Annotated in this window: 12 protein-coding genes; 7 read left to right on the top strand and 5 right to left on the bottom strand. The window is 70.5% G+C overall.

What is annotated here, in order from left to right; all coding sequences use genetic code 11:
* Positions 1–18: 18 nt before the first annotated feature.
* Complete coding sequence (gene leuS, locus ACZ7SW_RS02440; RefSeq protein ID WP_470228632.1) at positions 19–2,907, top strand: leucine--tRNA ligase; 2,889 nt, start codon at positions 19–21, stop codon at positions 2,905–2,907.
* Between the two features lie 142 nt (positions 2,908–3,049).
* Positions 3,050–3,787, top strand: a complete 738-nt coding sequence (locus tag ACZ7SW_RS02435) for a 3-oxoacyl-ACP reductase family protein (RefSeq protein WP_470228631.1) — start codon at positions 3,050–3,052, stop codon at positions 3,785–3,787.
* Here the strand turns inward: ACZ7SW_RS02435 and ACZ7SW_RS02430 are convergent.
* The gene (locus tag ACZ7SW_RS02430; RefSeq protein ID WP_470228630.1) at positions 3,784–4,521 is read right to left on the bottom strand and encodes a TetR/AcrR family transcriptional regulator; all 738 of its coding nucleotides are present in this window, start codon (positions 4,519–4,521) and stop codon (positions 3,784–3,786) included. The two genes, ACZ7SW_RS02435 and ACZ7SW_RS02430, sit on opposite strands and share 4 nt — an antisense overlap.
* Before the next feature lie 342 nt (positions 4,522–4,863).
* Here ACZ7SW_RS02430 and ACZ7SW_RS02425 point away from each other — a divergent pair, with 342 nt between their 5' ends.
* The 3 genes from ACZ7SW_RS02425 (at position 4,864) to ptsP (ending at position 7,840) form a co-directional block, all read left to right on the top strand.
* Complete coding sequence (locus ACZ7SW_RS02425; RefSeq protein WP_470228629.1) at positions 4,864–5,736, top strand: ribokinase; 873 nt, start codon at positions 4,864–4,866, stop codon at positions 5,734–5,736.
* A gap of 162 nt (positions 5,737–5,898) precedes the next feature.
* Positions 5,899–6,171, top strand: a complete 273-nt coding sequence (locus ACZ7SW_RS02420) for a hypothetical protein (RefSeq protein WP_470228628.1) — start codon at positions 5,899–5,901, stop codon at positions 6,169–6,171.
* On the top strand, positions 6,164–7,840 hold the full coding sequence (gene ptsP, locus ACZ7SW_RS02415; protein WP_470228627.1) for a phosphoenolpyruvate--protein phosphotransferase: 1,677 nt from the start codon (positions 6,164–6,166) through the stop codon (positions 7,838–7,840). The genes ACZ7SW_RS02420 and ptsP overlap by 8 nt, the downstream gene beginning before the upstream one ends.
* A gap of 56 nt (positions 7,841–7,896) precedes the next feature.
* On the opposite strand, the gene ACZ7SW_RS02410 is transcribed toward ptsP, so the two are convergent.
* Positions 7,897–8,559: a DUF1707 SHOCT-like domain-containing protein gene (locus ACZ7SW_RS02410; protein WP_470228626.1), complete on the bottom strand. Its 663-nt coding sequence runs from the start codon at positions 8,557–8,559 to the stop codon at positions 7,897–7,899.
* Positions 8,560–8,781: 222 nt separating this feature from the next.
* Here ACZ7SW_RS02410 and ACZ7SW_RS02405 point away from each other — a divergent pair, with 222 nt between their 5' ends.
* Entirely contained in the window at positions 8,782–9,684 is a 903-nt protein-coding gene (locus ACZ7SW_RS02405; RefSeq protein WP_470228625.1) for a hypothetical protein, read from the top strand.
* Between the two features lie 2 nt (positions 9,685–9,686).
* On the opposite strand, the gene ACZ7SW_RS02400 is transcribed toward ACZ7SW_RS02405, so the two are convergent.
* From ACZ7SW_RS02400 to ACZ7SW_RS02390, 3 genes are read right to left on the bottom strand one after another with little or no spacing between them, the layout of a single operon-like run.
* Positions 9,687–10,343, bottom strand: coding sequence for a response regulator (locus ACZ7SW_RS02400; RefSeq protein ID WP_470228624.1), 657 nt, complete (start codon positions 10,341–10,343; stop codon positions 9,687–9,689).
* Complete coding sequence (macS, locus tag ACZ7SW_RS02395) at positions 10,340–11,476, bottom strand: MacS family sensor histidine kinase (protein ID WP_470228623.1); 1,137 nt, start codon at positions 11,474–11,476, stop codon at positions 10,340–10,342. Before macS ends, ACZ7SW_RS02400 begins: the two co-directional genes overlap by 4 nt.
* Positions 11,473–12,693 (bottom strand): AI-2E family transporter, encoded by a 1,221-nt coding sequence (locus ACZ7SW_RS02390; protein ID WP_470228622.1) that lies wholly within the window; start codon positions 12,691–12,693, stop codon positions 11,473–11,475. The genes macS and ACZ7SW_RS02390 overlap by 4 nt, the downstream gene beginning before the upstream one ends.
* 299 nt (positions 12,694–12,992) lie before the next feature.
* On the opposite strand from ACZ7SW_RS02390, the gene ACZ7SW_RS02385 reads away from it, so the two are divergent.
* Positions 12,993–14,024, top strand: coding sequence for a hypothetical protein (locus ACZ7SW_RS02385; protein WP_470228621.1), 1,032 nt, complete (start codon positions 12,993–12,995; stop codon positions 14,022–14,024).
* The last annotated feature ends 73 nt before the right edge of the window (positions 14,025–14,097 follow it).

Raw genomic sequence — 14,097 nt, 5'->3', positions numbered from 1 at the left:
ACACGGAGGAAGACGGCGATGACTGGGTCTGACGAGGCCACCGGGGCCGCGGCGAAGAGTGCCGCGGACGCTGAGCACGCCCCGCCGTTCCGCTACACCGCGGAGCTGGCCGGGCAGATCGAGCAGCGCTGGCAGGACCACTGGTCCGACCACGGCACCTACCACGCGCCGAACCCGGTCGGTCCGCTCGCCGAAGCGGGCGAGCCGGTGCCCTCGGACAAGCTGTTCGTGCAGGACATGTTCCCGTACCCGTCCGGTTCCGGCCTGCACGTCGGGCACCCGCTGGGCTACATCGGCACCGACGTCTACGCGCGGTATCACCGGATGATCGGCCGGAACGTGCTGCACACGCTGGGCTACGACGCGTTCGGCCTGCCCGCCGAGCAGTACGCGGTGCAGACCGGCACGCATCCGCGCACCACGACCGAGCAGAACATCGCCACGATGCGCCGCCAGCTGAAGCGGCTGGGACTGGGCCACGACGAGCGCCGGTCGATCGAGACGATCGACCCGGACTACTACAAGTGGACACAGTGGATCTTCCTGCAGATCTTCAACTCCTACTACGACGAGGACGCCCGCAAGGCGCGCCCGATCGAGGAGCTGGAGAAGGCGTACGCCGCGGGTGAGCGCGCGACGCCGGACGGCCGCCCGTGGGCCGAGCTGAGCACTGTCGAGCAGCGCAAGATCATCGACGACCACCGGCTGGTCTACATCTCCGAGGCCCCGGTGAACTGGGCTCCCGGCCTGGGCACCGTCGTCGCGAACGAGGAGGTGACCGCGGACGGCCGCAGCGACCGCGGCAACTTCCCGGTGTTCCGCAAGAGCCTGCGCCAGTGGATGATGCGGATCACCGCGTACGCCGACCGCCTGGTCGACGACCTGGAGCTGCTGGACTGGCCGGACAAGGTCAAGTCCATGCAGCGCAACTGGGTCGGCCGCTCGCAGGGCGCGCGCGTCGCGTTCGCCGCCGGAGACGAGAAGATCGAGGTCTTCACCACCCGTCCGGACACCCTGTTCGGCGCCACCTACATGGTGATCGCGCCGGAGCACCCGCTGGTCGAGAAGCTGACCGCGGCGCAGTGGCCGGGCGAGCACCCGGAAAGCTGGACCGGCGGCGCGAAGACGCCCGCCGAGGCCATCGCCGCCTACCGGGCCGCGGCCTCCCGCAAGTCCGATCTGGACCGGCAGGAGAACAAGGAGAAGACCGGCGTCTTCACCGGCACCTACGCGGTGAACCCGGTCAACGGCAAGGAAATCCCGGTCTTCGTCGGCGACTACGTGCTGATGGGCTACGGCACCGGCGCGATCATGGCGGTGCCCGCGCAGGACCAGCGCGACTACGACTTCGCGAAGAAGTTCGAGCTGGAGATCGTCCGCACGGTCGACCCTGGCGAGGGCTTCGAGGGCGAGGCGTTCACCGGCGACGGTCCGGCGATCAACTCCGCCAACGACACCGTTGACCTGAACGGCATGGGCGTCGCCGACGCCAAGAAGACGATCATCGCCTGGCTGGAGGACCGCGGCGCGGGCGAGGGCACCGTGCAGTACAAGCTGCGCGACTGGCTGTTCGCCCGCCAGCGCTACTGGGGCGAGCCGTTCCCGATCGTCTACGACGAGAACAACCTGCCGATCGCGCTGCCCGAGGACCAGCTGCCGGTCGTGCTGCCGGAGGTCGACGACTACTCGCCGAAGACCTTCGACCCGGACGACGCCGATTCCGAGCCGTCGCCGCCGCTGTCGCGCGCGAAGGACTGGGTCGAGGTCACCCTGGACCTGGGCGACGGGCCGAAGAAGTACCGCCGCGACACCAACGTCATGCCGCAGTGGGCTGGTTCCTGCTGGTACCAGCTGCGCTACGTCGACCCGGCGAGCCAGGACGTGTTCTGCGCGCCGGAGAACGAGGCGTACTGGTTGGGCCCGCGTCCGGCCGAGCACGGCGTGGACGACCCGGGCGGCGTCGATCTGTACGTCGGCGGCGTCGAGCACGCGGTGCTGCACCTGCTGTACTCCCGGTTCTGGCACAAGGTGCTGTACGACCTGGGCCACGTGTCCTCGAAGGAGCCGTACCGCCGCCTGTTCAACCAGGGCTACATCGAGGCGTTCGCCTACACCGACAAGCGCGGTGTGTACGTGCCTGCTGAGGACGTCGTCGAGCGCGACGGCAAGTTCTTCTTCGGCGACGAAGAGGTCAAGCAGGAATACGGCAAGATGGGCAAGAGCCTGAAGAACGCCGTGACGCCGGACGAAATGTCGGACACCTACGGCGCGGACACCTTCCGCGTGTACGAGATGTCGATGGGTCCGCTGGACATGTCGCGGCCGTGGGCGACCAAGGACGTCGTCGGCGCGCACCGGTTCCTGCAGCGGCTGTGGCGGCTGCTGGTCGACGAGCAGACCGGCGAGCTGCGGGTCTCGGCGGACGAGGCGACCGAGGCGGACCGGAAGCTGTTGCACCGCACCATCGCCGGGGTCCGCGAGGACTACGCGGAGATGCGGTTCAACACTGCCGGCGCGAAGCTGATCGAGCTGAACAACCACCTGACCAAGGTGTACGGCTCGGCCGCGGGGACCCCGCGCGAGGTGGCCGAGCCGCTGGTGCTGCTGCTGGCTCCGCTGGCCCCGCACGTCGCCGAGGAACTGTGGCACCGGATGGGCCACGTGGACTCGCTGGTGCACGGGCCGTTCCCGGTCGTGAACGAGAAGTACCTGGTCGAGGACTCGGTCGAGTACCCGATCCAGGTCAACGGCAAGGTCCGCTCGCGGATCACCGTGGCCGCGGACGCGAAGAACGACGCGGTGCGGGCGACCGCGCTGGCGGACGAGAAGATCGCCGCGCTGGTCGGCGACAAGACGCCGCGCAAGGTGATCGTGGTGCCGGGCCGGCTGGTCAACATCGTGCTCTGAGCGGCTAGCCGCACACCGGCCCGGGACTTCGCGGTCCCGGGCCGGTTTTGTGTCCGGGACCGCCGCGACCGAAAGACGCCAGCTTCGTCCGTCCTGTCCCGCTTTTATTGGAGGGCAAGGGAAACACACCGGAAGGACGAACATGAACCTCGACGGCAAAGTGGCATTGGTGACCGGCGGCAGCCGCGGAATCGGTGCGGCGACGGCCACGCGGCTCGCCGAGGCTGGGGCGGATGTGGTGCTCACCTACGCGGTGAACGCCGAGCAGGCGGCGGAAGTGGTCGACCGGATCAAGGCGCTCGGGCGGCGCGCGCTCGCCGTCGGTGCGGACAGCGCCGATCCGGCGGCCGTGGAAGCCGCGGTCGAGGCGGCGGTCGCCGAGTTCGGACGGCTGGACGTGCTGGTCAACAACGCGGGCGTCGGTTTCGTCGGGCCGCTGGAGCAGACTGGGATGGACGACGTCGACCGGGTGCTCGCGGTGAACGTGCGCGGCGTGCTGGCCGCGACGAAGGCGGCGGCCAAGCACCTCGGCGAGGGCGGCCGGGTGATCACGATCGGCAGCTGCGTGACCGATCGCGTGCCGGGTCCGGGGATGGTGCTGTACGCGGTCAGCAAGTCCGCGATGGTCGGGCTGACCAAGGCGCTGGCCCGCGAACTGGCTCCGAACGGCGTGACGGTGAACCTGGTGCACCCGGGACCCACCGATACCGACATGAACCCGGCCGACGGCCCGTACGCCGCGGACCAGGCGTCCATGACCGCTGCCGGCCGGTACGGCAAGCCCGCGGAAGTGGCCGACACGGTGGCGTTCCTCGCCTCGCCGGCCAGCGCGTACGTGACCGGCTCGACCATTTCGGTCGACGGCGGCCACGCGGCCTAACCCGAGTAGAGGCCGACGTCGCGGGCGAGGTCGGTGAGCATGGCCTCGAACAGCACGTCGGGTTTGGACACCGGGATCGGGTAGTTGCCGAACACCTCGAGGGTCACGTGGCCGTAGAGCCGCGCCCAGAAGGTGATCATCAGGTAGGTGAGCCCGAGGTCCAGCTTCTCCGGCGGGATCTCCCGTCCGGACTCCTTGAGCACCGTGAGCAGGTCCTGCTGGAACGCGGTGAGGTCGTCGCGGAGTTCGGGCGGGACCACGTCGTTCGGCGGCATGACCAGGTCGTGCTGGGCGAGCACGTGGCCCGCCGCGGCGAGGAAGATCTTGCCGAACGGCTCGTCCAGCCTGCGCAGCGCGCTGCCGGTCGCGGTGCCGGTGGCCCCGGTCGGCGACGCGAACACCAGGGTGAATTCCTTGGTGTGGGTCAGCGCCCAGCTTCGGAAGCCTTTGCAGATCTGGAACAGCTGCAGCAGGCCCTCGTCCTTGAGTTCCGCGATGTCCTCGGCGATTTCGGCGGCGAGGTCGGTGCAGACGTCGAGGCGGAGGTTCTCCAGCAGGTCGTCGCGGGATTCGTAGTAGCGGTAGAGAGCCGGTGCGGTGATCCCCAGCTCCCGGGCGATGGCCCGCAGCGTCACGGCTTCCGGACCCTGGCCTACCAGCAGTTTTCGCGCGGTCCGGCGGATGTCGGATTCGGTAGCCGCTCGCGCGCGACCCCTGCGTGTGGGGCTGCTCATCTGGGCAGTCTAGGTGGTCTGGACACCATTTCAGGCACCTGGCGCGCGAATCGGGGCGCCGCCGACGCCGATCACTCGGGGGGCTACGTGATCGGCGCCGGCGACCCGATGCCCTCTCCGGTGCGCTTCCGGTCGGGGCAACGTCATCGGCTCAAGGCCAGTGACGCTCGAAGAAGAGCGAAGCCCGTCGCAGAAGTGACGCCCGGGGGATACGGATCCCCCGATCGAGTGACGGCCAGTCGCTGTTCCGCCTGATTGTCGCACTGAGCGCCGAGAAAGTTACAAACGCTTTCACTTTCGGGCACAGATGGCGGAAAGGACGGGTCATGGCAGAGTGGCGGCATGAGTGCTGCGGTGCTGGTGGTCGGGTCCGCGAATGCCGATTTGGTGGTGCCGGTCGATCGTCGTCCCGGCGGCGGCGAGACGGTGCTGGGCGGCGACACCGCGTTGTCCCCGGGCGGCAAGGGAGCGAATACCGCGGTCGCGGCGGGAAAACTCGGAGCGGACGTCGCGTTGCTCGGTGCGGTCGGCGACGATCCATACGGTCGAATGCTGCGGGATTCGTTGTCTAATGCGGGTGTCGATACGCAATTCGTTCGGACTGTCGATCGGCCTACCGGAATCGCCTACATCACCGTGACTCCGGACGGGGAAAACTCCATCCTGGTCTCCCCCGGCGCGAACTCCGCGCTGGAACCCGGGGACATCACCGACGAGGCGCTGGACGGCGTCCGCGTGCTCGTCGCCTCGCTGGAAGTGCCGCTGCCGACGATCGAACGCGCGGTGGTGCGGGCGCGCGAGAACGGCGTGCGGGTGCTGCTGAACCTCTCCCCGGCGGCCGAGGTGTCGCCCGAAACGCTGGCCGCGCTGGACGTCCTGCTGGTCAACGAGCACGAGGCGGCTTATCTGCTCGGCTCGGAGGACGCTGACCCGCGAAAACTCCTCGAACTCGGCCCGCGCGCGGCCGTGGTCACGCTCGGTGCCAAGGGCGCGGCGGTGATTGAGGGCGACAAGTCGACAACGGTCGAATCGCCCCAGGTGGAAGCAGTCGACACGACGGGCGCGGGCGATGCGTTCGCTGGTGCGTTGGCGGCGGCTCTCGCCGATGGCGCTGACCTGGTCGAAGCCGCCGAGCGGGCGGTGAAGGTGGCCGCGGTGACCGTGACGCGGCATGGGGCCCAGCCGTCGTATCCGACGGCCGCCGAGCTGGAATGAGCCAGGCCCGCCAGTGCGGCTCGTGCGGCTGGGAGACAGACACTTCGTGGAGGCCGGACCTCACCGGATCGCGCTGGCCAGGGCGCGCGGTGCCGAGACTGTCCTGGCCGAGGTGCGGTCGGTGCGCACGATCGCGACGTCACGTCGAAGAAGGCCGAGCGGATGTTCCTGGAGCGCGTCCCGCTCGCTGACGCCGATCGGACCGACCTGTGGCTGGACGACCCGGCTGACTGGTTCCGGCTCGCGGACTCGGCGGAGGACTGGGGTTTCCGGCAGACTTTGCGGGGCCGGGTGCCGCGCGACCGCGCGGAACTGGCCCGCGCTTGGTGGCACGAGGAGGTGCGTCCGGTGGTCGAACGGGTGCGAAATCGGGAAACGGGTGCGGCGCCCCGGGAGATCGCCGTCCACGTGAGCTATGGTCTAGACCATGTCTGAGAGTGCCGCCGCTCCGGCCGAGTCCGCTGCCGGTTCCTCGCTGACCGGGGTCGCGGTGAGCCCCGGACGCGCGAGCGGACCCGTCGTGCGGGTCGCCGAGCCGCTCGGGGAACCCGCCAGCACGCCCGCGCCGGAGGATCCGGCGGCGGAGGCGGCCCGGATCGAGCCCGCCGCGCAGGCGGTCGCCGCGCGGCTGGAAGCCCACGCCGAGGCCGCGACCGGCGAGGCCGCGACGATCCTGATCACGACCGCCGCGATGGCCGCCGACCCGGCGCTCGCCGCTCAGGCTCAACAGCTGGTGACGGCGCGGAACCTACCCGCGGCCCGCGCCGTCTACCAGGCCGCCGAAGGTTTCGCCGACGCACTGGCGGCCGCCGGCGGGTATATGGCCGAGCGGGTCCGCGACGTTCGTGACGTGCGCGACCGGCTCGTCGCCGAACTGCTCGGCGTCGCCCCTCCCGGGGTGCCCGAGCTGACGTCGCCGAGCGTGCTCGTCGCCCGCGACCTCGCGCCCGCCGACACCGCGGGGCTCGACCCGGCGAAGGTGCTCGCGCTGGTCACCGAGGAGGGCGGCCCGACGAGCCACACCGCGATTCTCGCGCGGGCGCTGGGAATTCCGGCGGTCGTCGCGGTGCGCGGGCTGCTGGCCTCCGACGCCAAGGCGCTGTCGGTCGACGGCGACACCGGCGTGATCGAGACGGTCGACCCGTCCGCGCCGATCGTCACCGCCGCCGCTTCTGGCCCGGCCGAATGGAACGGCGTCGGCGAGCTGTCCGACGGGCACCGGGTGAAGGTGTACGGCAACGTCGGCTCCCCGGCCGACGCGCAGGCCGCCGCGGACGCGGGCGCCGAGGGAGTCGGGCTGTTCCGCACCGAGTTCTGCTACCTCGACGCGCCGGCCGAGCCGTCCGTCGAAGAGCAGCGAAAAGCCTATGCCGCAGTGCTTTCGCCGTTCCGCGGCAAGCCGGTCATCGTGCGCACGCTGGACGCGGGCGCGGACAAACCGCTCGCGTTCCTGTCCCCGGACGACGAGCCCAACCCGGCGCTCGGCGTCCGCGGCCTGCGGATCGCGTTCGACCGGCCGGAGGTGCTCGACCGGCAGCTCGAAGCCATCGCGGGCGCGGCGGAGGATTCCGGCGCGGAAGTTTCGGTGATGGCCCCGATGGTCGGCACCGTCGAGGAAGCCGCCTGGTTCGCCGAGCGCGTGCGCGCCGCCGGGATCGCCCGCGCGGGCGTGATGATCGAGATTCCCGCCGCCGCGGTGCTGGCGCGGGAAATCCTGGACGTGGTCGATTTCGTCTCTGTCGGCACGAACGACCTGGCCCAGTACACCTTCGCCGCCGACCGTCAGCTCGGCGCGGTGGCGAAGCTGAACGACCCGTGGCAGCCCGGATTGCTGCGCCTGCTGAAGCTGATCGGCGACGCGGCGGAAGCGACCGGCAAACCGGCGGGCGTGTGCGGCGAGGCGGCGGCCGACCCGCGGCTCGCGCTGGTGCTGGCCGGGCTCGGCCTGACGAGTCTGTCGATGAACGCCCCGGCGGTCCGCGCGGTCGGCGCGAGCCTGGCGACGGTGTCGCGGGAGCAGGCGCGAGAGATCGCGGCGGCGGCGCTCGCCACCGCCGATCCCGCCTCGGCGCGCAAGGCGGTCGCGGAGGCAGTTTCCGCATAAGGGGACGCCGGACCCGGGTGAGAGATGGGGTAACCGGATCCGGCGCCGGACGCTGGTCAGCCGAAGATGCCCCGCCGAGGGTGGCGGATGACCAGCGAGCCTCCGTGGATGCGGCCGGTCAGCACGTAGCGCGGGGTGCCCGCGCGGCCGTTGCTGCCGGTCTTGTCGTCGAGCGAGCCGAACTTGATCTCGGTGATCGAGTTGTAGTCCACCGCCGCGTGCTGCGGGATGATCAGCTCGACCGAACCCCACTTCGAGTCGAGTTCGATCTGCACCACCGGGGTGGCGACGCGGGCCTCGGTGAAGTCGAGTTTGGTGCTGCCGTACTTGTTGCGCACCACCATCGCGGCCGGCACCTGCCACGGGCCGCTGCGCTGCAGTGACGAGTACTTGGCGTTGAGTTCGAGCCGCCTGCCCAGCCCGTAGTTCGGCCCGTAGCCGGGAGGTTCGGGCATCGGCGCGTATTGCGGTGCCGCTCCGGGGTGCACCAGCCCGGGCAGGTCGGCGAGAACGGCGTTGAGGTCGCCCCTGGTGCGGGCCGCGAGCGCCTGGTCGGTGCGTTCGGTGAACTCGTCGAGGGTGAGCATCCCGTGGCCGATCGCTTTCTGCAGCACCCCGACCACGTGTTCGCGCTCGTCGTCGGACACCCGGATGTCGCGCTCGGTCAACGGCTTGGTCTCGGTCGCGGGCTGCGCGGCGATCGTCTCTTCCTCGGCCATGACATCGATGGTAGAACTCGATTTCCGCTGGCAGATCGGGGAAAAACCCTGAACGGACCCGTACTCCGCGCAACAGTCGCGCTGGTCGCGGCCTGCTGTCTGCTGACCGCCTGCACCAGCGGCCTCCCGGCACCGGCTCCGGTCACCTCCTCGGTACGCCCGACTCCGACCACGCCCCCGCCCACCGGCCTCGACGGCGGCGTCGCCACCGGCGGCATCGGCGTGGAGTTGTTGCTGGCCACGTCGCCGCCGACGGTGTTCGACGCCGATTCGGGCGTGCGCGGAACCCTGCCCGGCGTTCCCGGCGGGCAGCGGGCAGTGTCGGTGCTGCGGGTCGGCCACACGCCGGTCGTGCTGACCGCGCCGATCTGCTCGCAGGCCGCCTGCGATCCCGCCGAGGTGTATGTCTACCTGGGACTTTCGCCCCCGCGGTCGCTCGGCAAAGCGGTGAGCGCCGCACCGGGCGCGGACGGCACCAGCGTGTGGCTGATCCGCCAGGACAGTCCGGACCTCTGCCGGCTGGAGCACGTCGCGCTCACCGGCGTCTCGTTCGGCCGGGGCACGGTGGCGGAGTGCCGCACGCTCGTCCGGGTGGAGACGTCGCACGGGCTGCTGATCACTGTCGGCGGTGGCACCGCGGAGACTGTCGACGTCCTCATCGACCCGGCCACCGGACGTACCGTGCAGCAGTCGCCGCGCATCCTCGCCGCGGCCGGTGATCGGCTGGTTCTCGGCGAACTCACCGACCTGACCGTGCTCGACCTGCGCAGCGGAGCGCGGAAACCGGTGACGTTGCCGGTGTCGCAGCCGAACCCGTACGTGCTGCCCAGCCGGGACGGCACCGTCGCCGTGGTCGACTTCGGCACGCCGTCGTTCGCCGGAACCGGCACGCAGACCCGGGACCTGTGGCTGTTGAATCTGCGCGACGGCACCTGGCAGCAAGCGCCGTCGATGCCTTACTCGACGGAGAATCTGAAGCACTCGGGCCTGGAGTGGACGGAGGCCGGGGACCTGGTCGTGGACGACGGGGTGGTCGCGGCGTGGCATCCGGGCGAACCGGCCTGGCGGCTGGGGAAGGCGAAACTCGCCGCGGCGCAGCAGGCCGCCGGGGTCTCGACCTCGTGAACTCAGTCCTCGTCGAGCCCGTGCTCGATCGCGTACCGCGCCAGCTCGACCCGGTTGTGCAGCTGGAGTTTCCGCAACGTCGACTGCACGTGGTTCTCCACCGTCCGGTGCGAGAGCACCAGCCGTTCCGCGATCTGCCGCGCGGTCAGCCCCTTCGCGACCAGCCGGAGCACGTCGGTCTCCCGGTCGGTGAGCCGCGGCGGTTCCGGCGCGCCGTCGGGGGCGTCGGCCATCCGCCGGTACTCGCCGAGCACCAGGCCCGCCAGCCCGGCGGTGAACACCGGATCGCCGTCGGCCGTGCGGCGCACCGCGTCCACCAGCTCCGCCGCGGACGCCGATTTCAGCAAGTAGCCGGACGCGCCCGCCTTCACCGCTTCCAGCACGTCGCTGTGCTCGCCGCTGGCCGAGAGCACCAGCACCCGCGTGTCCGGTGCCGCCGCGGTGATCTCGCGGGTCGCCTCGACGCCGGAGGTGGTGCCGAGATTCAGGTCCATCAGCACCACGTCCGGCCGCACCGCGCGCGCGATCCGGACCGCCGCCGGGGCGTCGGGCGCGGTCGCGGCCACCTCGAACCCGTTCTCGCTGAGGTCGCGGGCCACGCCGTCGCGCCAGATCGGGTGGTCGTCGACCACCATCACGGAGATCGTCCGTTCCGTCATCGCCCGTCCCTCATCGTGGCTGGCACCCGCACTTCCCACTCCGTGCCCCGGCCGGGTGCGCTGTCCAGCACCGCGGTCCCGCCGAGATCGGCCACCCGGCCGCGAATCGACTTCACTACCCCGAGACGACCCTCGGCCGCCGCGCGTTCCAGCCTGCCGCCCTCGATCCCCGGCCCGTCGTCGCGGATGCTCACCACGACCTCGCCGCCGAGGTCTTCCAGCAGCACCCAGGCGTGCGCGTCCGGACCAGCGTGTTTCTCCACGTTAGCCAGTGCTTCGCGGGTGATCGCGACGAGTTCCTCGGTGACGTGCGCGGGCAGGTCCACCGTTCCCGCTGGCGTCGAGACCTGCACCGACGTGGTCGCCAGCAGTTGCAACGCCGACCGGAGGTCCGCGGTGTCGCCGGACCGGGTCGGTTCGCTGCTCACCAACGCGCGCAACGCGATCTCCTGCTCCCCCGCGAGCCTCGCCAGCTCCGCAGCTTCACCGCCTACTTCGAGACCGCGACGCCGTACGCGCGCGAGTACCTGAAGCACACTGTCGTGAATCGAGCGCGCGAGCCGTTCACGCTCGGCCGTCGCTGCTTCGGTGCGAAGTGCGCGCGCGAGCGCTTCGGCGGAGCTGCGCGCGAGCGTCGCGGCCATGCCGACAAGGAGACCGCTCGCGCACAACAGCACACCGTCACGGATGACGTCGATGTCGACGTTCGCGCGTGCGACACCAGTACCTACTGCCACGACGAGGCCCGCTAATACGCCGCTGCGCGCGCCGAAGCGCGTTGCCGTCGCGATCGGCGCTACCGCCGCCCAGACCGTGGTGATCAACGGCGTCGTCGCGTTGTCGAACTGCGCGTCCGACAGGATCCACGGCGACGTGAGCATGAGAGCTGTGGTGAGTACGAGGTCGAAGATCACCAGCCAGCGCCACCGCCCGTTCTCGCGCATGTACGCCAGACTCGACACGACAGACCACACGGCCATCACTCCGATGACGAGCCACGCGAGCCACGGCCGCTGGAAGCTCGAGTGGTGCGCGATCGCCACTGCCAGCGCGAACAACCAGGTGACGACGCGCAGCACCACGACACCGCGCCACAGCGGTGCCACCGGGTCTCGGATGGATCGAACGCTCACTTCTCGTCTTCTGTGCTGTCTTCGGAGCCGGCGTCCTTGTCGTCCGCACCCTCTTCCGGGTCGTTGTTCGGGTTCGCGGCCTTGCTGTGCAGCGCGTCGACTGTCGCCGGATCAGGATCGTGTTCGTGCAGCAGCGACCGGATCCCGGCGTTGAGCACAGCCAGCAGCGGCACCGCGAGCAGCGCGCCCGCGATACCGGCGGCGACCAGCCCGGTGGCGATCGCCAGCACCACCGCGAGCGGGTGCAGCCGCACCGCGCGGCCGAGCAGCAACGGCTGCAGCACATGGCTTTCCAGCTGCATCACGCCGATCACGATGGCCAGCACGACCACCGCGCCGATGACGCCCTTCGACACGAGCGCGATCAGCACCGCGACGCCGCCGGTGATCAGCGCGCCGATGATCGGGATGAACGCGCCGAGGAACACCAGCGTCGCCAGCGGGATCACCAGCGGCACGCCGACGATCCACAGCCCGATGCCGATGCCGACCGCGTCGACCACGGCCACCGCGGCCGTCGCGCGGATGTAGCTGACCAGCGACGCGAAGCCGCGCCGTCCCGCCACGTCCACCCGCCTGCGCACCCGTCCCGGAACACCGCGCACGAGGAACGACCAGATGCCGTCGCCGCCGGCGAGGAAGAAGATCGTGACGAAGAGCGTCAGCACGAAGCCGGTGAGGATCTCGCCGACGGTGCCCGCGGTGGTCAGCGCGGTGGTGGTGATCGACGCCTGGTTGTTCTGCAGGAAGCCGATGGCCTGGTTGATGAAGTCCTGGATCTGCTCCTGGCGCAGGTGCAGCGGACCGTTGATCAGCCAGTCCTTGATCTGGTTGAGGCTCGTGGTCAGCTGCTGCTGCAGTTCGGGAAGCCCGCTGGAGAACTGGGTGATCACGAACGTCAGCAGCCCGCCGAGCACGGCGAGCCCGGCCACGAGCACGATCGCCGTGGCGAGCCCGCGCGGGAAGCGGACCTGCACGAGCCGCGACACCGCGGGGGCGAGCAGCGCCGAAAGCAGCAGCGCGATCGACACCGGCACCACGACCGAGGCGAGATAGCCCAGCAGCCACACCACCGCGTACAGCGCGGCGATCACGACGATGAACCGCCACGACAGCGCGGCGGAGACGCGCAGGCCGCGCGGGATGAAGCCGGTGACGTCGGCGACTGGTTCGGAAAGGGACGGTTGTTCGCGTTGTCCGCGCCCTGGCTGGCTCACAGGGTCAACCGTATCGGCCCGGCCGGGGAAAACCGGGCGGATCGCCCAGCGGTCGGCGCGAATCACCGCTTCGCCGGTGCCGCGCGAACCGACTCTGGAGTAACCGGCCGTCTTCTCCGGGAATGACCCATCGTGAGACCCGGCCACACTCTGTGTTGTTCACACGATGGTGGCATCAAGCCGTGTCAAGGATGCGCGGGGGACCGGAAATTTGGTTGTCTCGGTTTTGCACCACCGCGGAACTGTGCCGTTCCCGCCGAAAACCGAAATCAATTTTCGCCCTTGAGGAGAAATCACCTGTGACGAACGACGCTGTGCACGAGAGGCGGGGCGCGACGCGCTTCGGCCGTCTCGCGTCGCGTGCGTTGTTCGTCGTCGGCGGCGCGCTCGCGGCCACCGCGGCGGCGTGGGCCGTCTCCTCTTCGGCCGCTTCGGCGGACCCGGTCGACGCGAGCGTCACGCCGGTCACCGACGCGACGGCCGCCGGGATCGGCGACGTCACCGACGGCGCGGCCCGTTTCGCGGGCGACGTCACCAGTGCGGTGCAAGGGCTTTCCTCGTGCGGCCAGGGTGCCACCACGTGGTCTGAACCAGGCACGGCGCGGCCCACCTGTTCGCTCGGCAAGCTCAGCGGTCCGCACCGCGACGACCTCGCCAGCGGCCAGGAGGCCGCCGGAAAGGTCAGCGCCGCGGTCAGCGACCTCGGCCGGCACGCGGTCGTCAAACCGGTGGAGCGCACGCTCGGCTCGCTCGAGCACATCGCGCGCAAGCCGGAGGACGCCCGCCAGGTGATCGCCGACGCGACCACCCCGCCGCCCGCGGCGCAGGATTTCGGCCGGAAGCTGTGGGATCTGCTCGACCCGAGCGCTCCCTCGAACCTGGTCGACCTGCCGAAACTGCCTTCCGCTCCGGCCCCCGGGGCCGAGCAGCTGCCCGCGCCGGGCATTCCCGAGCAGCCCGCCGAGGCGGAGCAAAACCTCGGTGCCGCCGCGATGACCACGTCCGACGCACTGCAGTCGGTCTTCCCGTCGATGGGCGCGCAGTCCGTCGATCCGGTGCAGGGAGTCGAACTGCCGTCGCGGCACCACGGCGACCGCGGTCTGCCCGGTGCCCCGTTCTCCCCGGCGCAGCTTCCCGCCGCGCCGCTTTCCATCCCGAACTCCCCGGCCGGTGGCAGCACCGCGCCCGGAGGACACCTCGACGGACTGAACTTCGGCGTTCCCTCCTGGGTCGCCGCCGCCGTCGACAACGCCGTCGCGGGTTCGACCCGCACCGGCCTCGCGCACACTCCGCGCACTCCGGGCGAGCAGCCCGGCGTCACTCCTGACTGATCCACTTCACCCGCGGGGTCTTTGACGCTCCCAACGGACACCTTTGCGTGCCGTTGCCGTCATCGACAGAAAT

The organism is Amycolatopsis sp. NPDC114484, from assembly GCF_055633755.1.
Note: the sequence above shows the minus strand (reverse complement) of the source record. Positions and strands in the feature narration are given on the sequence as shown.

Bases quoted from the DNA above. Each gene is read 5' to 3' on its own strand.
- leuS (WP_470228632.1), top strand. From the start codon at position 19: ATGACTGGGTCTGACGAGGCCACCGGGGCCGCGGCGAAGAGTGCCGCG.
- ACZ7SW_RS02435 (WP_470228631.1), top strand. From the start codon at position 3,050: ATGAACCTCGACGGCAAAGTGGCATTGGTGACCGGCGGCAGCCGCGGA.
- ACZ7SW_RS02430 (WP_470228630.1), bottom strand. From the start codon at position 4,521: ATGAGCAGCCCCACACGCAGGGGTCGCGCGCGAGCGGCTACCGAATCC.
- ACZ7SW_RS02425 (WP_470228629.1), top strand. From the start codon at position 4,864: ATGAGTGCTGCGGTGCTGGTGGTCGGGTCCGCGAATGCCGATTTGGTG.
- ACZ7SW_RS02420 (WP_470228628.1), top strand. From the start codon at position 5,899: ATGTTCCTGGAGCGCGTCCCGCTCGCTGACGCCGATCGGACCGACCTG.
- ptsP (WP_470228627.1), top strand. From the start codon at position 6,164: ATGTCTGAGAGTGCCGCCGCTCCGGCCGAGTCCGCTGCCGGTTCCTCG.
- ACZ7SW_RS02410 (WP_470228626.1), bottom strand. From the start codon at position 8,559: ATGGCCGAGGAAGAGACGATCGCCGCGCAGCCCGCGACCGAGACCAAG.
- ACZ7SW_RS02400 (WP_470228624.1), bottom strand. From the start codon at position 10,343: ATGACGGAACGGACGATCTCCGTGATGGTGGTCGACGACCACCCGATC.